18 protein-coding genes are annotated in these 21,515 nt (G+C 46.1%); 5 read left to right on the top strand and 13 right to left on the bottom strand.

From position 1 onward, the window contains the following. Positions 1–6 precede the first annotated feature (6 nt). Both ACO1NU_RS09210 and ACO1NU_RS09205 read right to left on the bottom strand, forming a co-directional pair. The gene (locus ACO1NU_RS09210; protein ID WP_448818182.1) at positions 7–1,044 is read right to left on the bottom strand and encodes a sensor histidine kinase; all 1,038 of its coding nucleotides are present in this window, start codon (positions 1,042–1,044) and stop codon (positions 7–9) included. Then, positions 1,044–2,273 carry a hypothetical protein gene (locus ACO1NU_RS09205; RefSeq protein WP_448818181.1) on the bottom strand — a complete coding sequence of 410 codons (1,230 nt, stop codon included), beginning with the start codon at positions 2,271–2,273 and terminating at the stop codon, positions 1,044–1,046. Before ACO1NU_RS09205 ends, ACO1NU_RS09210 begins: the two co-directional genes overlap by 1 nt. 245 nt (positions 2,274–2,518) lie before the next feature. Here ACO1NU_RS09205 and ACO1NU_RS09200 point away from each other — a divergent pair, with 245 nt between their 5' ends. Together ACO1NU_RS09200 and ACO1NU_RS09195 are read left to right on the top strand one after the other, a co-directional pair. Further along, entirely contained in the window at positions 2,519–3,043 is a 525-nt protein-coding gene (locus ACO1NU_RS09200; RefSeq protein WP_448818180.1) for a C40 family peptidase, read from the top strand. 219 nt (positions 3,044–3,262) lie between these two features. After that, positions 3,263–4,423, top strand: coding sequence for an MFS transporter (locus ACO1NU_RS09195; protein ID WP_448818179.1), 1,161 nt, complete (start codon positions 3,263–3,265; stop codon positions 4,421–4,423). Positions 4,424–4,438: 15 nt separating this feature from the next. Here the strand turns inward: ACO1NU_RS09195 and ACO1NU_RS09190 are convergent, their stop codons facing one another. From ACO1NU_RS09190 to ACO1NU_RS09150, 9 genes are all read right to left on the bottom strand, one after another. Then, on the bottom strand, positions 4,439–5,290 hold the full coding sequence (locus ACO1NU_RS09190) for a FimB/Mfa2 family fimbrial subunit (RefSeq protein WP_448818178.1): 852 nt from the start codon (positions 5,288–5,290) through the stop codon (positions 4,439–4,441). 25 nt (positions 5,291–5,315) lie between these two features. After that, positions 5,316–5,519, bottom strand: a complete 204-nt coding sequence (locus ACO1NU_RS09185) for a hypothetical protein (RefSeq protein WP_448818177.1) — start codon at positions 5,517–5,519, stop codon at positions 5,316–5,318. A 264-nt stretch (positions 5,520–5,783) separates the two neighbouring features. Beyond that, positions 5,784–6,224: an Hsp20/alpha crystallin family protein gene (locus ACO1NU_RS09180; RefSeq protein ID WP_448818176.1), complete on the bottom strand. Its 441-nt coding sequence runs from the start codon at positions 6,222–6,224 to the stop codon at positions 5,784–5,786. A 194-nt stretch (positions 6,225–6,418) separates the two neighbouring features. Beyond that, on the bottom strand, positions 6,419–7,801 hold the full coding sequence (locus tag ACO1NU_RS09175; protein WP_448818175.1) for a hypothetical protein: 1,383 nt from the start codon (positions 7,799–7,801) through the stop codon (positions 6,419–6,421). Between the two features lie 35 nt (positions 7,802–7,836). Beyond that, on the bottom strand, positions 7,837–8,814 hold the full coding sequence (locus tag ACO1NU_RS09170; protein WP_448818174.1) for a hypothetical protein: 978 nt from the start codon (positions 8,812–8,814) through the stop codon (positions 7,837–7,839). A 10-nt stretch (positions 8,815–8,824) separates the two neighbouring features. Continuing rightward, positions 8,825–10,168 carry a RagB/SusD family nutrient uptake outer membrane protein gene (locus ACO1NU_RS09165; RefSeq protein ID WP_448818173.1) on the bottom strand — a complete coding sequence of 448 codons (1,344 nt, stop codon included), beginning with the start codon at positions 10,166–10,168 and terminating at the stop codon, positions 8,825–8,827. 11 nt (positions 10,169–10,179) lie between these two features. Next, on the bottom strand, positions 10,180–13,290 hold the full coding sequence (locus ACO1NU_RS09160) for a SusC/RagA family TonB-linked outer membrane protein (RefSeq protein WP_448818172.1): 3,111 nt from the start codon (positions 13,288–13,290) through the stop codon (positions 10,180–10,182). A gap of 440 nt (positions 13,291–13,730) precedes the next feature. Beyond that, the gene (gene fabF, locus ACO1NU_RS09155; RefSeq protein WP_448818171.1) at positions 13,731–14,975 is read right to left on the bottom strand and encodes a beta-ketoacyl-ACP synthase II; all 1,245 of its coding nucleotides are present in this window, start codon (positions 14,973–14,975) and stop codon (positions 13,731–13,733) included. 108 nt (positions 14,976–15,083) lie between these two features. Further along, complete coding sequence (locus ACO1NU_RS09150; RefSeq protein ID WP_448818170.1) at positions 15,084–16,193, bottom strand: acyltransferase family protein; 1,110 nt, start codon at positions 16,191–16,193, stop codon at positions 15,084–15,086. A 202-nt stretch (positions 16,194–16,395) separates the two neighbouring features. Here ACO1NU_RS09150 and ACO1NU_RS09145 point away from each other — a divergent pair, with 202 nt between their 5' ends. From ACO1NU_RS09145 to ACO1NU_RS09135, 3 genes are all read left to right on the top strand, one after another. Continuing rightward, positions 16,396–18,018 (top strand): NADP-dependent glyceraldehyde-3-phosphate dehydrogenase, encoded by a 1,623-nt coding sequence (locus ACO1NU_RS09145; protein WP_448818169.1) that lies wholly within the window; start codon positions 16,396–16,398, stop codon positions 18,016–18,018. A 158-nt stretch (positions 18,019–18,176) separates the two neighbouring features. Then, the gene (locus tag ACO1NU_RS09140; protein WP_448818168.1) at positions 18,177–18,677 is read left to right on the top strand and encodes a PAS domain S-box protein; all 501 of its coding nucleotides are present in this window, start codon (positions 18,177–18,179) and stop codon (positions 18,675–18,677) included. Positions 18,678–18,691: 14 nt separating this feature from the next. After that, the gene (locus ACO1NU_RS09135; RefSeq protein ID WP_448818167.1) at positions 18,692–19,237 is read left to right on the top strand and encodes a sensor histidine kinase; all 546 of its coding nucleotides are present in this window, start codon (positions 18,692–18,694) and stop codon (positions 19,235–19,237) included. Between the two features lie 69 nt (positions 19,238–19,306). Here ACO1NU_RS09135 and ACO1NU_RS09130 read toward each other — a convergent pair whose 3' ends face one another. Continuing rightward, positions 19,307–19,672: a response regulator gene (locus tag ACO1NU_RS09130; protein ID WP_448818166.1), complete on the bottom strand. Its 366-nt coding sequence runs from the start codon at positions 19,670–19,672 to the stop codon at positions 19,307–19,309. A 72-nt stretch (positions 19,673–19,744) separates the two neighbouring features. Next, positions 19,745–21,502, bottom strand: coding sequence for an ATP-binding protein (locus ACO1NU_RS09125; RefSeq protein ID WP_448818165.1), 1,758 nt, complete (start codon positions 21,500–21,502; stop codon positions 19,745–19,747). Between the last annotated feature and the right edge of the window lie 13 nt (positions 21,503–21,515).

Here is a 21,515-nt window from a genome sequence, read left to right as displayed (position 1 = left end):
GGTATCTTACTCTTCTATTTCCAGCAGCGGTAAACTTACTACAAAAAATGATTCGTCCTGATGGATTTTTATGTTCCGTTCAGACAGGTAGGCATACCGCTTCCGGATGTTATCAAGCCCCGTCCTGCTCTGTCTAAGCTTGCTGTCAGCACGGGGAGAAAAGGTATTACGCACGGTCAGCCATTTGTTGTCTTCAATAAAGGCCTCAATATGCAAAGGCGCAGCCGCAGAAAGCTTGTTGTGCTTCAGCGCATTTTCAATCAGCATTTGAACACTGAGCGGTGGTATGAAAAAAGACCCGGCGATGTCTGACGGTATGCTGATATCGACCCGGAGCTGTTCTTCAAATCGCTTTTTTAGCAGATATACGTAGGCATCTACGAACGAAAGTTCTTCGCTTACTGGTACAAGCTCTTCTTTTTTGAACTCGAGTACATACCGGTACACGTCAGCAAATTTATCCAGAAAATCCTGTGCCGTAAGCGGATCCTTCTCGATAAGCGACGAGAGTACATTCAGGTTGTTAAATAGAAAGTGCGGATCGAGCTGCATCCTCAGCGAGTTCACCTGAGTGCGCAGGTTCTCCTCATGCAGCTTGTTCGACTCCACATGTGCCTTTTTCCATTGCTGCATGAAATACACGCTGAAGTTGACTAGCAATACCGGGATCAGGAAGAGGAGTCCGTACACATTCAGAACAATAAGCTGAGAAAGGGTAGGAGCGGTAAGAGTAGTCTGTACTTTAAAAAGGTAATAGGACCCGTTAATGCAAAGCAGGGAATATAAGATGCTGATCAGTAGCTGCAGAAAGAAACGTTTAGAAGGATGTGAAAGCCATGATACCCGCAGGTTCAGAAAGTCAAAGATCCACTTGTTTCCATACCAGAGCAGCACTACCACGGTGAAGATCCAGAGGAATACGGCCATATAGATCAGCTGAACTTCCGATTGATACAGGTTATAGCCACTCCACACAAGCAGTAACAACACGGCCGCCATCAGGACCCTTATTATGTTATTTCGTTGTTTCGCTGCTTTCTTCATTATCGAAATTGTATTTTATCAATCTTCTCCCAGGGAAGATATTCATACCGGGAGTTTTTCAGCCAGACGATGAGCCCCCAGTTTAATCCGGAAACATCGTTTTCATTGCTGAGGGTTAAAGATCGCTGATCTTTTAGAATAACGATCGATTGTTTCTCGTTCTGCGGAATGATCGCCGCAATATTACGGAAAGGAATTTTATAGTGTATGCGGTTGCTTGTGCCCTCCAGCATCTCAAAATTCCATTCTTCATCCATGTCAAAGGTGCAGTTGCCTTTCAGTATCCTGTTGTCTGAACCGAATGCCTGAGCATAGATCCTGCGTGGCGTTTCAAACGAGCTATAGCTGATGGGCTCTTCCTGTCTGTTGTGGAAAACAACAGATTGGAATGCCTGCCATTCGACCGTCACCTGTCCCCCCGACGGATCCGCGATAATGATTCCACGGTTCAGTGTGCTAACATCCCGGCTATCCCGTAAAAAGACTTGCTTGCCCGAATGAAGTGTGATATTTGCCCCCTTATCTCTTTTGGAGATCTTCTTTATTTGCGCAAACTTCATTCCTATGGTTCGCTCTCCGTTCTTTCCATAGAGGGCAGCAGACGTTGAGAACTTCGTTTTGTCCCAGCGGATCAAGCCGCTTACCGGGCCATTTCTTGTCTGTACGGTGCCATACAGGGGCTCTGTTTTCCAGGAAAGAACGCCTTCTCCGGTTTCCCTGAAATTGATCCTGCTGATGTTGCTCCATGGGATCTTTTCCGTTTTGAATCCATAGACGGTGATGCTTTTGCCCAGATCTGCATTACCCGGGTTTGCAGTAACCCGTAGTTTGGAGCCGCTCTTGTAGAAGATCTGGGCGTCCCGGTTTCCGGTTACATGGATCGAAACGATATCGCCGAAACGGCATAATGCCTCAGACCGGCGCTCGGGAAGCTTATCTTTCCAGAGATTCATGAATTCCCAGTCGATACCTTCCTTTTCTTCTTTGTTTCCGGGCAGTTTCTCCAGCTGATATTTTTTCAGATATTTCAACGCAAGGGGATCTTTCTTGGAAACCTGCAGAACGTCTGTCCACAGGATCTGTCCCCCGCTCCACCTGATCACGCCCGTAACTGTCGTCTTATTCTTCAAAACCACGTCGGCATAGATGAAGCTCTGATCCTGCGCACGGGCAGGAAGAATGCAAACCAGCCAGGTGACGAAAAGAAACAGCTTCAGGTGAATGTTCATGGGCGACTAATTGGTGGCTGAATGTATCACTTTGTTTTTTTTCTGTCAACCGATGGCGATTGAAAAGAGATATTGAGAGTCTCAACCGGGATATAATCATGCTGGGAAATCAGAGGGGAGTTGTTTTGTTTCTTGATGAGCAAAGCGCTTCTTTGAAATAGCTTGCGCTGCGGGAGATATCATTGATAAGAGTAATGGTGAATTAGATATCCCTCATTTACTATCTTTGCGGCTTGCTATTATCTATGAAGTTTATTTTGATCAGGGGCTTGCTGATAAGCGGGTTCTTTTTATTGCCTCCATCAAGTTTCGCAAACAACTGCATATCTGCTTCTGTACACGCCACCGCCGGCAGACCGGACCCAGGTCTTTTGCAGGATAAGATCATTGATTTTGCCCGTTCCTTGACAGGAATCAGATATAAGTACGCATCGTCAAGTCCAAAAACAGGCTTCGACTGTTCGGGCTTCATCAACTATGTCTTCAGACAGTTCAGTATTTCCGTCCCGCGGAGTTCTGCGGCGTTTGACGGGACAGGGCAGTCCGTGCAGCTAGAAAAGGTGAGGCGGGGCGACTTGATCCTTTTTACCGGCACCAACCCCAAAGTCAGGAAGATCGGCCATATCGGCATGGTAGTATCGCAACCCGGAGAACCCCTTCGGTTTATACATTCGACATCGGGGAAAGCCTACGGAGTAACTGAAACGGAAATGAACGATAAGTATCGCAGGCGTTATATGAAGGCGGTTCGGGTTATCCCTTCTTCTTAGTGCGCTTTCATCATCTGCAAACTCATGGCTTTTATTTAGCCGCGAATTGGAGAAAGGAGGAATGTACGCCCCTTAACAAGCTTTTATTATCGTATAAGACATCGTTAGCAAGATCGGGTCTATGTTTAAAGATGATATTCCCTCAACATTCCCGGGCCATTCTTTGAAGATCTGAGAAGTATCTTTGCCGCTCGAAAACGAATGCGCGGAATAGATACGATGAAAAGAAAATTACTTCCTTTGGCTCTTGGTGGCCTCGGCATCGGTACGACAGAGTTCGTTATGATGGGTTTGCTGCCGGACGTTGCGAAGGAGTTCGGTATTTCCATACCGCAAGCGGGACATATGATTTCAGCCTATGCTTTAGGTGTGATGATTGGGGCACCGTTACTTGTGGCGGGAACCAGCAGAATGGCTCCGCGAAACATCCTTGTGGGCTTGATGTTACTCTTCACACTGTTCAACACCTTATCAGCATTCGCTCCCAATGATACCATACTTCTTCTGTCACGTCTAATGTCGGGCTTGCCTCATGGAGCGTTCTTTGGTGTGGGCTCTGTTGTAGCCAGCCGCCTGGCCGAGAAGGGGAAGCAAGCTCAAGCCATTTCGATGATGTTCAGCGGACTCACCATTGCCAATCTGCTAACCGTACCCTTGGGTACTTATATCGGCCACGCGTTTTCATGGAGGTACACCTTCGGTGGGATAGGCTTAATCGGATTGCTCACCATGCTGGCTTTGTACTTCGTGTTACCTTCTTTGCCAGCATCCAAAACAAGCAATATCCGATCAGAACTGAAGGTGTTTTCGCATCTTGATCCCTGGCTGATCTTTCTGATTACAGCAATAGGTACAGGTGGTTTATTCTGCTGGATCAGTTATATTGCTCCGCTTATGACAGAGGTGTCGGGATTTCAAGCATCCTCAGTTCCCTATATCTTGATGGTGGCGGGGTTGGGGATGTTCGTGGGGAACCTGATAGGGGGCAGGCTTGCCGACAGATTGAAACCGTTGACGGCCTGCATCGTTCTGCTGATTTCTATGTCGCTTACCCTGCTGCTGATATTTTTCTTCTCCGGGAGCCAGATCATGGCCCTGGTGCTGACGTTTATTGCCGGAAGCTGTTCATTGGCTATCGCTTCTCCTATTCAGATGCTGATGATCCAGTCGTCAAAAGGTGCCGAGATGCTGGGAGCTTCCATCACTCAGGCAGCTTTTAATATGGGAAATGCATTAGGCGCTTTTCTTGGTGGCTTACCAATCGCTGCGGGATTCGGTTATACCTCTCCCGAAGCGGTTGGTGTGTGCATGGCGCTTAGTGGCGCTCTGCTGGCCTGGATTCTTATTATGCGGCGGAGGGCGGTAGCGCTGCGAGGTTGATAACTTAACCACCCCTTAAAGGGCGACAGGACCGTCAAATAGCAGCACGTTCAGAGTTGTTAACTTGTTCCTTTCGACCTTGATATCGCTGATCGGTTTCTTAGCCACTACCAGGCCTTCTTTATCATATGCAATCAGGGTTGCGTTTACCCTTGTGATGTCAGAAGAATTTGTAAATACAAAGTTCTCGTAACTGCATTCAACGCTTGTTTTCGTCACTGGGAGGTAGATATCCTTTCTCTGATCCAGCTTGTCGCTCTTAGGATAGAATACAGTGAAGCCGTTGATCGCGATGCTGATCCTTACTACGTTCTGTGGCCACTCGTCCTGGATGTTAACTTTGAGCTTTCCGCCCGGCCTTTTAAGAACGATGTCCACAGGGGCGTCCGCGCTCTTCACCTCAAATTGCTGTGACGAATAGAAGAGGTCTGTAACCTCGCGTTCTAACGAATGGGATAAATAAGGTTCATTTTGGTTGTCTCCGGAGTATATTGCTGAGGAGGTTCCGGTGCTCTTCTCTTTCCGCCCTAGAAACACAACGGTGTATGTACCGGGTTTAAGCTGCGCTGCGGGGATGGTGAAGCCTGTAACAGACGAGTCGGCATTGAAGTTCTGCTGCGCCAGCCTCTGACCAGTGGAGCTGTAGAGGTAGTATTCCAGTATCGGAAAATACGTGGAAAGTTTTGCCGGAGATGAAGGTCCTCCGGCAGAACTGCCTCCCAGAGGTGATTGGTCAATAAAATTTGGATCAGCTAGCGTGACGTTGTACTTCACCTCACGAGGGTCAGGGCTCAGGTTAGTGTCATCCCGTTTGCAGGATGAAAGGATAAGGCAGAGGCTGATGGCGGACAGTAGAATTTTTTTCATAGAAGATAGGTGTTAAAGATTTTTGCTACTTGTGAAATAATGATTGGAGACAGCAACATGTGGCCACGAAGGCTGTCCAGATGGCCTGAGCGATACTCAGGTTTGCGGGTATGCGCTGCTGCTCCAGATGCTTTTCTTTGATGAACTCCAAGCTTCTCTGAGGGAGCAGATTTACATCGTTTACGGATTCAAACAGGAGATCTGCGTTTTTAAGTTCGAGTGGCATCATGGGGTCCTCAATTGATTAGCGCTGAGTTTCTGATATAAAAGTAATTACCCTATAGATATCTATACTACACAATTGTTATCACAGTATTATACGCGACACGCTGTGTAGTATGGGAATTTTGCGCAGTAGGGGAAAACAAAGGAAGCGTGTCTTGGCACCTCTTTGCTTATTTTCGTGAACGGGATTGGCAAAAAAAAGACAGGTAATAATAAACGGAAAAGGCCGGTTATTGCAACCGGCCTTTTTCATTTTGGGAAAAGATAGCTACTTGATGTCGATTTGTCTGCGTACTGTTTTTGCTTCCTCTTTCTTCGCAATATTGATCTTCAGTACTCCGCTCTGATATTCTGCTTCGATGGCGTTTTCGTTTGCACTTTCTGGAAGCGTGAAAGATCTCACAAAAGATTTATAGCTGTATTCACGTTTGCTATAATTCTTCTGGTTGTCTTTATGCTCGGCACTTTGTTCTACCGAAATGCTCAGAACGTTCCGGTCAAGATTGATATTGAAATCTTCTTTTTGCAGTCCCGGTGCTGCCAGTTCGATGTGGAAGTGGTCTTCTGTTTCGCTTATGTTGGCAGCGGGTACTCGCATAACAGTGCGGTCAGAGAAAAAGCTGTCATTGAAGATGGAATCGAAAACATCATTAAAGCCTGGCATTAACGGATTTGTTTTCTTGTCTGAATTAAACTTAACTAGTGTCATCTTGATTTCCTCCTTAATTTAGTTTAATGATTCAACTCTAAATAACGTTCTTCTAATTTTATAAAGGCTTATACAAGCGTTATGCCAGACGCAAATGAGTGATTCTGAACTGATAAAATATCAGCTTTTCTGGAAAAAACAACATATAGAATGCCAAATTTTCATTGCGGGCTGTGTTAGATTTAATTGATCGGCTATTTACGAAGTGCATAACGCTTGTTTTGTCTGCTCAATTCAATATGCAAGGACCTCCCTTCTTCATCTGTTCGGTTCAGAACGATGGTGCTTCCAGATAGGGTATAGTGGAAGATATAGTCGGGCTTTGGCTTCTGCGCGGACGGAGAGATCTTCCCTTTAAAATCTTTGCCGGTTTTATGTTTGTTGTATAATTTTAGGACTCTTGCAGATGTATCGGCTTCGTAGTGAAAATAACGTCTGCCTCCTGATATTCCAGTTAGTTCCCAGGTTCTGTCGATGTCTTTCGGGGCGGGTACACCATTAGACAGATCGAGCTTTACCGGTTTGTTGACCTTGAAGGTGATGGTAGAGAACTTTTCGAAGGTTGCATCCTGCCATCTTAAGGTATCCAGCGGAGAATAGGGGATGGTCCGACCGTCAACGCTGAAGAGACTTACGTCATAATATCCGGCGGCTCCGCGAAGACCCGGAGTGACCGGCTCCTTTATCAAGGGGTTGTGAAGGCGGTTCTGGACGTGTAAACCAGCTAGTACGACCAGGAACAAGAACATAATGCCCGATTTTAAGATATACCTGCTGACCCGCGCAGGCAGGGTACTGAATGATGGATAGAAGCGGATAGGGATGACGTTTTCTCCTTTTACCAACAGCCGGTAATAGTCGGGTAGGTAAGGAATCATTAGGAACACGCAGAGTATGACAAAGTAGGAGCTGTATACGTGGACGCCGCCATCATAAGCGAAGTTGATGTAGACAATGTTCGCTGAAGCAGCAGCCGTAAGCAAGGCGCCGGGGAAAGTGGTCTTTCTGAAGAAGAGCAAAAAACCTGCTATCACTTCAACGAGTCCCAGCACAATTTCATACCAGGGAACTACGCCCACAGATAGCCAATATAGCTTCTGTGCGGTAATGTCGCCGAAATTGGTGTGCAAGGTTCCCAGAGGGGCCTGGGGCATCTGAATCAGGAAGACTTTAACAAAGCCGAATTCGATCATCCCGATGGCTACGCGATAGCGTACAAGCACCCGCAGCCAATAATAAAGTACAGCATATTCAGTTCTTTTCCTGTCTATCAAACTCCATATTGCCGCACCCAGGAAGGCAATGAGCAGGAGCACTCCGTAATCAGCGTAACTGGCAAGGCCCCATCTGCCGCTTTCTGTAGGTATGTTGAAGAATGAGGGACTGAATCGGCCGAGATTAGTGAGGTCGCGGTACCCGGGATGGAGCCAGTTGATAGAGAAGAGCATTTGGTAATATTTTCCGCTCAGCGGAATGCTCATCAGGGTGAAGAATACAAAGGCAATGCGAAAGAGAACAAGCTCGCAAGTTTTCCAGTCTCTTTTGGGTATTTCGTTGTTAGTTGTTTCTGTTCTCATTTTGATGATATGAAGGACAATACAGTAGAGAATGGTTAAAGCTCAACTGGCTTACGTCTTCCCTGGATCAGAAGGTATTTTTTATCTATTTTCTTTAGTACAGCATAGATGGAATCCCGGTGCGACGTCCGGCCGGAAAGTATAATGGTAGAGGTGTCGGGCCTGTTGTACAGCAAGGTCATTTGGATACTTCGGTGATCGCCTTGATCCTGAAGATATAATCGATTCAAAACAGAGTCAATTTTGATTACGTAGTATGTTCTTCCACATGTTTTTGAACCGGGTTGCAGGATGCTAATGGTCTTCCAAGTTTCAAATACAACATTTTGCCATCTGTGAGGGCTCAATTTGGAATAAGGAATAGTGGTGCCGTTCCATTTGAATTCGGCGACGTCATAAAGGCCTGCCGCATTGGGGAGCCCGGTCGCAAGTCTGGGAGATTGCTGTTTCCAGATATAGGCGGTAATGCCTGAGGCCAGTATCAGCACGATAAACAGGGCTTTTAGAGCTGGCCGCACTCTTCTCTCCCAGGTGGGGTTCAGCTTGAGATTCGTATTGTTTGCAACGGCTGGCTTTTCGAGCATCAAACGGTACATCCCCGGAAGATTGTGGGCAAGTAGAATAAGGGAGATGATCATCAGATAGAGACTAATGTATTGGTCGCCTGTGTTATAGGCGAAGTCGGCCAGAACAATGTTCAGGATGATTCCTGCAGCCATCAGGGCTCCAACGGCCGCTGTTCGTCTGAACAGGAGGAGTACTGCTGCAAGGAGTTCTACCAGTCCGACTGTTAGTTTATAGTTCGCCTTAGCTATCCCTAGGGTAAGCTGAAATATTTTCGCCGGGGTAAAATCTCCGTAGTTGGTGTTCATTTCGCTTAATGCCGGAAACGGAAACTTCAGGTCGAAGATCATGACAAAAGCGAATATGGCGAGTACGGCCGCGAGCTGGTATCTCAGGATCACTCTTAGCCACTGGTAAGCGAAAGTGATTCCACCTTGTTCATTTCTCATGTATATAGCTTTAGTTGTATCCGGGATTTTGGTCCAGAGCTGGATCGACTTTTATTTGATTGATTGGGATTGGAAGTACGTAACGGTTTCTCTTTGCAAATCCAAATAGGGCTGCAGCTCTGTCTGTGCGTACAAGATCGAACCAGCGATGAGGTTCGAAGGCAAACTCAATTCGTCGTTCGTTCTCTATGGCCAGGAGAGCTGTCTCAAGCGTACTAGGAAGAACCGGCGTAAGTCCCGCCCGATCTCTGACGGCGTTAAGGTCATCTATAGCACCCTTGATATTGTTCTGATGAGCTCTGGCTTCGGCTCTGATCAGACGCATTTCAGCGATCCGAAAAATATAGGCGGGGTCTGTAGCCGGGCTTCTGTAATACATATTGCCGTACCATCTGCCATCCGACGTAGATGTCACCATGGCGCTTCTGTTTCCACCGACCTGAGGGTTGTTCACCAAGGCTAGGAACGCCACATTCGGAGCCCACTGGCGGGTGCCGCCATTCTGGGGAGGCTGCCAGTTTCCGCGATGAGAACTGGTATTGGTTGGGCTGTAAGCCAGTTCAAAGATTGATTCTGTCGTGTTCATGGCATTGTTTCCATAGAACGATGAGTAAGGTTTGATCAGATTGTAACTTTGATCTCCGACAAGCCTGGCAGCGTATGATTCTGCAAGGGCCCAGTTTTTCTGATACAGATAGTAACGTGCGAGAAGTGCCCACGTAGTTTTCTTCGTAGCCCTTAATCTGTTGGTGGTTTGTGGTAGCAGTGTTTCTGCCTGCGTCAGATCTGCAAGTACCTGCGCGTAAACTTCCTCTGTAGTATTTCTCTTTTTGCCGCGATTGTCATTAGCTGATAATGTCGGTTCCAGATAGACTGGTACTCCGCCCCAGATTCTGTTTAGGTCAAAGTAGCAGAGAGCTCTGACGAAGTAGGCTTCTCCCAAAAGCTGGTTCTTTTTGTCCTGAGTGAAAGTTGGTTCGAGAGGAAGCTGACTCACTTTTTTAATAACATGATTGCTTCGGTTTATTGTGTTATAGATAGCCGTCCACAAGGCAGCGATAGACCCATTATCTGCTCTTACGTCATGGTTGACAAACTGACCTGCGATGGCCTGAGAGCCTGTCCACTCGATATTGTCGCCGGAAAGATAGCCGATTGCCTGGAACGTTGTGCCGTAGTAGTCGTTTGCAGCAAGAGACCGGTAAATCCCCCGTACGGCGGTTTCTGCAGATGCACCGTTTGTGATCGTCTCCTCGTCTGATACAGATAGCTCAGGTTCAACATCGAGAAAGTCTTTGCAGGAAAGCGACAGGAGTGTGAGGAATAGAAGAGCTAGATTTTGTAGTGATTTCATTTTTTTGGTGATTACAGCGTTAAGTTGATACCGAACTGATAGGTGCTGGGTTGAGGAGGTGTTCCGAAGTCCAGACCCTGAACATTTTGGTCGCTGGCTACGTTGGATTCTGGATCAAGTCCGGAGTATTTGGTAAAAAGCAGCAGGTTAGACCCGGATACAAAAATTCGGAGGTTGTTCATTTTCAGTCTGGAGAGGGCCTTTTCAGGTAGCGTGTATCCGAGTGATAGCATTTTTAGCCGGATAAAAGATCCGTCTTCCAGCAGGCGGCTGTTTTGCTCAAGCCGGTAGTTGTTGCCAACGGTAGTGAAGCGGGGCACATCGGTAATGTCACCGGGCTGCTGCCATCTTCTGGCAGAGTTGGCAAAAAGTACCCGGTCTGCCCGCGTGCCTCCGGCCATGTCGAAGAATTCGTTGAGGTTATAGACCTCATTTCCGTATTGGAAAGTGAATAGAACACTCGCGTCCCATCCCTTATAGGATATGGAATTGTTCAATCCTCCGAAGAAATCAGGCATGGCGTTTCCGATCAGCTGCCTGTCTGCCACAGTAATCTGCCCGTCTTTATTGACATCTTCAAAGACAGCATTCCCATTTGCGGGATCAACGTAGAGCTGTTTGTATAGCCAGAACGAGTAGAGAGGATGACCCTGTTCCATTCTCAGCCAGTCGCGGTTGTATACGTTGATCGGAGTGACTAACTTCTCTATTTTATTTTTATTTCCGGATATGTTGAAGTTTGTTCTCCATTGAAAATTATCGCTTTTGATGTTCAGGGTGTTGATGCTGAATTCGTATCCCCGGTTACTCACCTCCCCTTCATTACTGTAATAGGAGCTGAAACCTGTAGTAGATGCAAGTGGCAATTGAACCAACAGATCTGACGTGTACTTGTGATAGACATTTGCCTCTAGTGATATCCGGTTGTTGGAAAGTCCCAACTCCACTCCGCCGTTTACTTGTCGGGTTTTCTCCCATTTCAAATTGGGATTGGCCAACTGTGCCGGTGCTATGCCTGGTTTATCTCCACTTGTCTCGTTATCGGGATAACTTTGTCCGCCGTTCCACAGTCCGCGAGCAGCAAAGTCATTAATCCCGTTCTGATTCCCGGTTAGACCATAGCTGCCTTTTAGTTTCAGGTCACTAACAGCATTCACGTTTTTAAGAAAGTTTTCTTCTTTCAGCCTCCACGCAGCACCTACCGAAGGGAAGTATCCAAATCGGTTCTCTGATCCGAAGCGCGATGATCCGTCGGCCCTTATACTTCCTTCGATATAATATTTGCCGTTATAATTGTAGTCAACTCTGGAGAAGAAGGACGTCAGCTTGTTTTTTGTCCAGTTTTCGGAACCCACGCGGATTGCGGCTGATGCGATATTTTTAAAGTTGTCGTTTGGAAAGTTGGTTCCCTGCGCGGAGGTCAGGCTGGTTACATCCCCCTGCAACGAATTTCCGATCAGGATTCCGAACGTATGTGCGTTATTGATGGTCTTTCTGTAGCTGAGAGTCTGCTCGTTGAGCCATGTGTTGTTATTGGTCACGGCAGATGTCGCCAGTCCATTTGTTGGTGCGGCACCGAGCAGTGTTAAAGAATTCCAGTATTCAGATTCTTTATAATCATTGTAGTCAATACCGAAACTGCTTCTGAACTTCAGACCCGGCAGGATGTCAGCATCCAGGTAAACGTTGCCGATGTATCTGACATTAGCGGTATTGACGTCATAGTTATTGAGGAGCACGTCGAGATTGTCCCAAGGTCCCCATTTGGCAGGCGTGCCGTCTGCATTCACTTTGGGCAGGTAGGTGGCTACGAGAAGGCCGGTCTGGAACATTCCGCCCTGTGGTCCGTCGCCTGCCCGCGCCTGGTTACGGAAGGATCGGGAGATGCTGTTATTGACTCCTGCGCGGATGGATTTGTTTACCTTTTGTTCGAGGTTCAGCTTAAGGCTGGCTCTTTCAAAATAAACAGGTCGCATGGTGGCCTCCTGACGGGTATAGCCACCTCCGATATAATACCTTGTTCCCTCAGATCCGCCTTGTAACGAAAGATCATAGTTCTGGAGAGGAGCTGTTTGGAAGATATCACTTAAACGGTCGTAGGTTTGCTGCTCTTCCGGAACGCCCCTGCCTCCTTCTGAAATAGGACGAAAAGGACGGTTGGCATAGGTTTGTTTTAAGGCAGGATTGTCTATTCCGCTGTTGATCCATGACTCATTATGTAGTTGGGCATTTAGCTGTCCTGATGCAATATCCCAGGTGTTTTGGGTTTTGGCAACTCCCCAGTAAGAGTTAAAAGAAACTTTCGGTTTGGTGTTGTAACTGCCTTTCTTTGTCGTGATGATGACAACCCCATTTGCGCCACGAGCCCCGTATATGGCTGTAGCACTGGCATCCTTCAATACCTCGATACTTTCGATGTCAGAAGGATTCAGATCGGCTATTGGCGACGTAGCCTTGCCTCCGGTGCTTACTGTCTGGAGACTGTTGTTATTCATGAACACACCGTCAACGACATACAGCGGGTTATTACTTGCGTTAATAGATGTAGTGCCCCGTACACGGATGAATATACCTTCGCCCGGAATACCGGTGTTGGAATTGATTTGAAGTCCGGGTGCTTTTCCCTGAAGCTGAGCATCGAAGCTTCCAGCAGGAATCTGTTTAACGTCTTCCGCATTGACCTTGGTTACCGACCCTATCAGATCTTTCCGGTTTTGTGTTCCGTAACCCACGACCACAACGTCGTTTAGGGTTACTCTCGATTCTTTTAGCCTGATAATTACCGGACTGTGTTCGACCAGCTGCGTTTTGCTTTCAAATCCTATATAGGAAAGTTCCAGACTATAAGGAAGTTTTTGTCCTGTCAGAAATTCAAACCGACCATTTTGGTCGGTTTGTACCCGGTGGGTGGTACCCTTGATATGGACGGTGACGCCTGGGAGGGTAGTATTCGTCAAGTCGTCTATAACCTGACCTTTTAGTGTAGTGTTAACAGAAGAGGGACTTTGAGACTTTGCATAAAGGGGCAGTAGGAGAATCAGGACTCCTATGAGGTGAGTGATTGTACTTCGAGAAAAGGTTTGAAAGGGCATAGCAAGCCCAGCCTTGTCAAAATTCTGCATGATTTTGAAGGGTTTGTGATTGAACGGATTAATTAGAGAGTACCTAAGAGAAGTCGTATGACTGATCGGATATCTTGCATGTGCCCCTATGACAGCAGCAGAATAACCGATTGGAAAAGATGTGTCCTTCAGGACAAGGATGTAAATGTATGTGCATACCCGATGTGTAAAAGACTAACGATGAAGCAAATTTAGAAGGAATTTTGATATAATAAAATAAATCTATAGAATTAGTAGAGTTTAAAGGTGCAAGCACTGCTCTTTGGTTGGAAGAATAGGATCTGGAGCAGGTTAGAGTTGTATGAAGTGTGTTGTATATGGAAGAGGGAAACGCAAGATTAACTGGGAAAGTAGGTCTTGAATTGCGTTTTGGAGATGAGTTTAGATCGTATATGAATCTTACAGGTCAGGAGTGCTTTACCCGACCTGTAAGATCGGTTTTATACAGCTTTGAAGACAACAATTCCATTATGTCCGCCGAAGCCAAAAGTATTACTCATGGCAATCTTTACAGGAGCATCGATGGTTTCACCCAAGACAACGCTTAATGAATCTGGAATAGCAGGATCGAGCTGTGTGGTGTTGATCGTAGGGGCGATCACCTGGTCACGCATGCCGAGCAGACAAATCACCGCTTCAACTGCTCCGGCAGCACCCAGCAGGTGTCCGGTCATGGATTTGGTCGCGCTCATTTTGAATTTCAGCTTCTCTCCCTGGGTAAGTTTTAACAGAGCTTTGATCTCTGAAAGGTCGCCAACAGGGGTAGAAGTAGCATGAAGGTTGATATAGTCTACGTCTTTGATGGTAAGGGAAGCTTCGGCAAGTGCTTTTTCCATTGCTTTTGCTGCTCCGATACCTTCGGGATGTGTAGCAGTCATGTGATAAGCGTCGGCGGTCATGGAAGCTCCAACGATCTCACCATAGATGTGAGCTCCGCGTTTAACTGCGTGTTCGTATTCCTCCAGTACCAGGGCTCCGGCACCTTCGCCCATTACAAAGCCATCGCGTTCTACATCAAAGGGGCGGGAGGCCGTTTGCGGATCGTCATTCCTTGCCGACATGGCTTTCATCGAGCTGAATCCACCGAAAGACGCAGGAGTGATAGGAGCTTCAGATCCACCTGTAACAATTACTTTTGCCTGCCCCAGTCTGATATAGTTATATGCGTCCATGATTGCTGTGTTCGATGTTGCACATGCAGAGACCGTGGTGTAGTTGATTCCCATATATCCATTTCGGATCGAGATCATACCGGAGGCCATGTTTGCGATCAGCTTCGGTACAAAGAAGGGGCTGAACCGGGGTTTGCCGTCGCCGGTTGCATATTCTGTTACCTGTTCTTCAAAGGTTTCCATACCTCCCTGACCGGATCCCCAGATAACTCCGGCATCAAAAGGATCCATGTCCTTTAATTCGATTCCCGAATCCTTTATCGCTTCGTCTGAAGCAATCAGCGCATATTGCGTAAATAAATCAGTTCTTTTTATATCACCTCTGTCCAGATAGGCAGATGCGGTAAAATCCTTTACTTCACATGCAAAGCGTGTGCGGAATTCAGAAGCATCAAAATGAGTGATGGGAGCCGCTGCGCTCTTGCCGGCAACAATGGCTTGCCAAAACGCTGAGGTGCTTGTACCAAGGGGACTAATGACCCCCATTCCTGTAACTACTACTCTGTTGAGCATAAAATTCTAAGATTGATAAACTTTTGCAAAAGTAGATAAAATATACCACATGATCTTGCGGTTCGTAGCGTCGATCGATACCCCATACCTGCTGCAGCTTATAAGCGGTTATTTGAGGGCCGGCGTCGGCTTCCGGAGCTTGTTCTCCGGTTTGGATGTACGTCTCTTCAGGTTCAGAACAGGCTTTTCAATCAGATGATAGGAAATTGCCGCAACTAGAAAAACGAGTAGTAAATTTTGAGGGAAACGGTGAATCCAGGAGTGATAGATGCTTGTCAGGAAAAGTTGTTGCCAAATATACAGGGAATATGATAAAATGCCGATATACATCAACGGCTTGGTATTCAGCATGTCGGCAATCTTCGAGGGGATATAGATACTCCAGAAAATAAGGATCATAACAGCTATGTTGTTGAGCGTCATGCCAATGGTCAGGCTATATGCTCCTTTCAGGGAAAAAGAGAGTATTGGAGAAAGGATGAACAGAAATACGGCCACTGAAGCGATCAATTTAGTACGTTCCAGGTGGACCAGGATACGTTCTTTGAATCGTCTCGAGTTTTCGATTATGGCTCCTAGACAACCCAGTAAAATAGCATCGCCACCAGTGTGGAGCATTATCCCGATTTGACCTCTACTCCCTGGCATAAACAAATAGGTTATTATCCTGAGTAGGGGCATGGTGACCAACATCGCAATCAGTACCTTTTTGAGTGTCGTCTTTTTTGTCTTTATGAACATAAGCGGCCAGAACATATAGAATTGTTCCTCGATGGAGAGCGACCAGAAATGGCCGAAAAACCAGAAGCCGTTATCGGGACTGGAGAAGGAGGAAAACAGATGCTTGTAATTCCACAGGTATAGTCCTGCGTATTTTACGAGTGAGTAGTCACTGAAGATATCATGAATAAAGAAGTATTTCAGCAGCAGGACGACAAAGATATAGAGGTAGAATACAGGAAATATCCGGTAGATTCTTCGCATATAAAAATCTTTAATGTTGACAGCACCTGTTTTAACCCTTTCTTTAATGAGAAGTCTGGTGATCAGGTAGCCACTGATGACAAAGAAGATGGAAACTCCCAGGCTTGAATTCGAGATTAGCCGGAATAAGCTGTTGTCGGTCAGATAGGTGGGCATGGTCTCTCGCGCATGTCCCAGTAAAACCATCAAAATTGATAATGCTCTGATTCCGTCAAGGCTTTTTATTCTGTTCATTGATAGGGTTTTGATATAAATCAACGAAAAAAAGCATCTGAAAATAAATCAAAAAGGAGATAGAGAAAATTCGTAAAGCCGATGAATCAGTACTCTACAAATTTACCCGTAGGTAGGTATCATGATAATTGAATTAGTGGACAGTTGCTCATAGCAATGATAATGGGGGTTTGTATATTTGATTCAACTAATTAGATTCAAAATGAGTGAAACCTTAGATCTCGAGGCCATCTTCGTGGAAGAGGGGCATATTCCTCCGGAGTTTCTTATTGATGAGGTCCATCAACGGGAGTACCTGAGTGATGGAGAAATGAAGCAATGGAATGGTGATGTGCATTCGGTTTATTCTCCCGTATGCATCAAAACCCCTGAGGGGTTGAAGCGAAAGCTAATAGGTACTTACCCGATATGTACACCAGCGGAAGCGCAGGCTTCGTTGGACGCTGCCGTAACGGCATATAATAATGGCCGTGGTGAGTGGCCGACCATGAGTGTTCAGGACCGGATCAAACATGTTGAAGAGTTTACCCACAAAATGCTGGCTAAGAAAGATCTTGTCGTGAAGCTGATCATGTGGGAGATCGGGAAGTCCTATACGGATTCTGTCAAGGAGTTCGACCGGACTGTTGAGTATATCTACGCGACCATTGATGCCTTGAAGGATATAGACCGGCAGTCATCGAGGTTTGAGATAGAACAGGGGATCGTGGCGCAGGTTCGGCGTTCTCCGCTAGGTGTGGTTTTATGCATGGGACCATTCAATTATCCGTTGAATGAAACTTTCACGACGCTGATTCCAGCTCTCATTATGGGGAATACATTGTTGTTTAAACCGCCTAAACACGGTACCCTTTTACATTATCCATTGTTGGAAGCATTCCGCGATAGCTTCCCTAGGGGAGTTGTTAATACGATTTATGGTCGGGGTAATTCCATTGTCCCCGATCTGATGAAGTCGGGCAAGATCAATGTGCTGACACTTATCGGGTCAAGCAAGGTCGCCAACGAGCTGAAAAAGCTGCATCCGAAGGTGAACAGGCTGAGGGCAATTCTGGGACTCGATGCTAAGAATGCTGCTATCATTACTGCTGCTGCAGATCTGAAACTCGCTGTTAGCGAAACGGTCTTGGGTTCGCTGTCATTTAATGGGCAACGTTGTACCGCCTTGAAGATCATTTACGTGCACGAGTCGCTGGCTGAGCAGTTCCTGGAAATGCTTTCGGCCGAAGTTTCAAAGCTAAAATTCGGGATGCCCTGGGAGAATGGCGTTGCACTGACACCGCTTCCTGAACCGGGAAAGCCGGCCTACTTGAAAGAATGTATAGACGATGCTGTCGCACATGGGGCACGAGTGGTGAACCCACACGGAGGGGAAATTTTCGAATCTTTCGTTTATCCGGCCATCGTCTATCCTGTAAATCAGGAAATGAAGCTTTATCGGGAAGAGCAGTTTGGACCGGTGATCCCTGTTGTTCCATTTTCGGATGTGGAGGAACCTATCCAATATCTGATCGACTCAACGCACGGACAGCAGGTAAGTCTCTTTAGCAATGATCCGAAGGAGCTTTCAGGTCTGATTGATCCGCTCGTTAATCAGGTGAGTCGGGTAAATATCAACTGTCAGTGCCAGAGAGGACCAGACGTTTTTCCGTTCACAGGACGGAAGGATAGCGCGGAAGGGACCCTCTCAGTTGTTGATGCGCTGCGATCTTTCTCTATTCGTTCTTTGGTGGCGACGAAACTTAACGAGAATAATAAATATCTCATCAACGACATCGTGAGTGATGAGACCTCGAATTTTTTAAGCACCAAATACATTTTTTAGTATCACAAGTATTTAAAGCGGCGGGCAGGTCTGTACATCAGACGTGCCCGCCGCTTTTTGCGTCACTGACTCAGCACAATGCATCCCTTAAAACTAAATGCTGAGACACTGGTTAATACACTTTGGTCCTTAATTTCAGTAATCAACTGTGTGCGACTATGCATGTTCCGGATACTTTACAATCTCTTGCTGAGCTGTCATGTCAGCTTTATTTTTCATATAGTTTGGGAGAGAAGCGCTTCGTTTACTTGAACCCTGCTTTCAACGAATTTTTTGACCTCGATGCTGAACCTACTGTGCCACTGTTGCTGGCGATGGTCCATCCCGAAGACCAGGAATACGTCGTATCTCAGTGCATCGCTTGCATGACAGGTAACGTGGTTAAGGATGTGGAATGCCGGGTAGTCCGGGGGGAATCGGAACGGTATATCAGGATCTTTCCCTACCTGATCAGAGAAGGGCAGGAGCAGTTTCTTATGGGCTATGCTGAAGATATTACCAGCTATAAAAGTCAGCTGAATGTGATCAGTAAGCATAATGCTAAAAAGAACTCTATACTTGGCATACTCTCACATGACCTGGCGGCGCCGCTTGGATTTATACAAATTTATCCTCACTTCTGGATCAGGAGGTCGCCCATTCTGAAAATAGCCGGCTAAGAGAGTACTCCCTGATGGTTAACAAGCTAAGCAAGAGATGTATCAAACTGATCAGGGACTTCATGGACCACGAATTCCTGGAGAGTGCGGGTGTAAAGCTGGTGAAAAAACGGGTTAATCTGATCGAAATAATAAAGATTCAAACAGAAGATTACTTGCATCACCAATCCGCGCTAAACAAGCAGATTCATTTTAGCTTCAGCCAGGCCAATATCTATGTAGATGTTGATGAAGACAAATTTCTCCAGGTAATTAATAATCTGGTATCAAACTCGCTGAAGTTTACAAGAGATGGGGGTAAGATCTCTATTGGTATGGAAGAGCAGGAACAAAGTGTCATTGTATCGGTTTCAGATGACGGTATCGGAATTCCTGAAAAATATCACGCGACCTTATTCGATAGATTTAGCGAAGCCCGGAGGAGTGGATTACGGGGTGAGCCCTCTACAGGACTTGGTATGTCCATAATCAAAACCATCGTAGATTGGCACGAGGGCGATATTTGGTTTGACAGTGAAGAAGACCGCGGTACCACCTTTTATATCAGGTTGCCCAAATAAGCTGGATGTATCCAGGTTAGGTGATGTTATTTGAAATATAAAAAGAAGGATCTCTGATGATCAGCTGTTTTAAGCATGTGCCTGCAGATGATTTTCTACTACCTGCAAAAGTTCATCTATATCGAAAGGCTTCTTCATGACTTCATCAGCACAGATCTCCTTGATTAACTGTGGTTTCAAATGTGTGGACAAGGCCACAACCGGAACCTGCTCAAGAACTCTGTCTTCCTTAATGGCCTGACACAAAGCTGTTCCCTCACTCGATACGTTGATTACATCAAGGAGAATCAAGTCTGGTTTCTCTTTTGCGATTTGTTCAATAACAATGCTGTTCGTTTGAAAACTAGCTACCAGATATCCTGCTTCGATCAGTATGTAGGAAAGGACTTCCAAAATGTCTTCGTCCTTTTCAATTATTACGACCTTTTTTGCCATTGACAAATATAGTTAAAAGGACAATTCGAAATTAATGAAAACAAATACTTTCCCGCAGTTGTATCGTCATGCTCAATGAGCTTCGATGGGAAGCGAGAAGCAGAACTTACTTCCCTCACCGATGGCACTCTCCACCCAGATCTTTCCACCCTCGGCCTCTATGAAATCTTTGGAAATAGCGAGGCCAAGACCTGACCCTGACTTGTTATTTCCATCTGTGGGAACTTGAAAGTACCTGTCAAATAATCGTTTCTGATACCTCTCGTCGATTCCTTTTCCAAAATCGCGAACAGAGAATTCCACCTCCTTGCCTTTTTGCAGGATCTGAATAAGAACCTTTGACATGGGAGCGCTATACCGCAGGGCGTTTGACAAGAAGTTCACCAACACCCAGGCAGTTTTCTCGGTATCTACGTACACTGCTGGTAAATCGCTCCTGCTGATGAGTTCAAGCTCGATCGCCTTCTGTTCGGCCTGAAATGCTACCGCGTCTATGGCATACAAGGCGATCGTTTTTGGATCAGCTTTAATAAAGTTGAGTTGCAGGTTTCCTGTTTCTACCTGTGCAAGGTCGAGCAGCTCTCCGGTAATCTTAAGTAAACGGCCGCAATCTTCCCTGATGTGTTGAATCAGCTCCTGCTGCTCCGGGTTCAGCACTCCAATCCGTTCATCTGCCATGAGCTTTAGACTCATTTTGATTGAAGAAATGGGAGTTTTTAGTTCATGAGAAACCGTTGCGATAAAATTGGTCTTTGCCTCATCGAGCTCTTTATATTGGGTGATGTTTTTTAATATATATACTTCACCTGCCGTTTTGCTGCTTGCTCTAATCACATCGTCGGGGCGCTGCTCATCCATGGGGACGGTAATTTCCCGTCGTTCGAGCTGAAAGTAAGACTCCTTGCCATCTGCATAGATCTTGATTGGCTTGTCACTGTTTCTGACTTGTAGTATTCTGTTTAACAGATCGTTGGTTTTTAACAGATCATTGGCGTCTTTCCCAATAGCATCTTTTTCGTTCAAATTCAGCAGTTGTCCTGCAACACGGTTGATGAACAGGATTTCTTTCTCTTCATTCAATCCTATGATCGCGTCCTGCATTTGCTCGATGATGGCTTCGATCCGGAGTTTCTCGGATTGTAACCTGGCCATGTTGCTGCTTTCCCATTTATTAAGTTGAAAGACCATCGTGTTGAATTCCCCGGCGAGTTCAGAAAACTCATTGTTTCCGGGAAACTCCAGGTGTTGCCGGTAATTTTTGCGACTGATTTCCTTTATCGCATCGGAGAACTCTTTTAAAGGATTGGCAACGAACCCGGGGAAATTGACGCTGAATGAAAACAGAATAAGGAAACAAATTGAGGCAATGATGATCAGGTTCCTTGCTGCCCTCTCCACGTCCATCCTGCTTGTTTCATTTTTTCTCATGATAGCCTTCATGTTGAGCTCATCGATCACCCTAAGCTGTCGATATACGTCTTTAAGAGATGACTGCTGTGAGAGGTCCTCAGCTGCAGGAACGCCTAACCGCCGGATTGCATGATACAGCGATGCAACGGCTTTGTCTTCTCCCTCCTCTGTGATATTGCTTTTCAGCAACATGAGTTGTCGGGAGATATCGGTGGCTACCTTCTCTGAAAAAGGTAGTGTGGTTTCGTCAAGAACAGCTCGCAGGTCCCGGGTATATTTAAGACTTTCGTAGTTATCTTTCAATATGAGTCTGGAGCTAAGCGAGATGTTGCTGATATAGAAAAGGGAGATCGCGCCAAAGAAGAGCACGATGATGAATAGAAATCCAAATCCGAGGCGTAGTTTAGTTTTTATCTTCATATTTCAGGGTGCT

The sequence above is a fragment of the Arcticibacter sp. genome (assembly GCF_053551015.1).
Note: the sequence above shows the minus strand (reverse complement) of the source record. Positions and strands in the feature narration are given on the sequence as shown.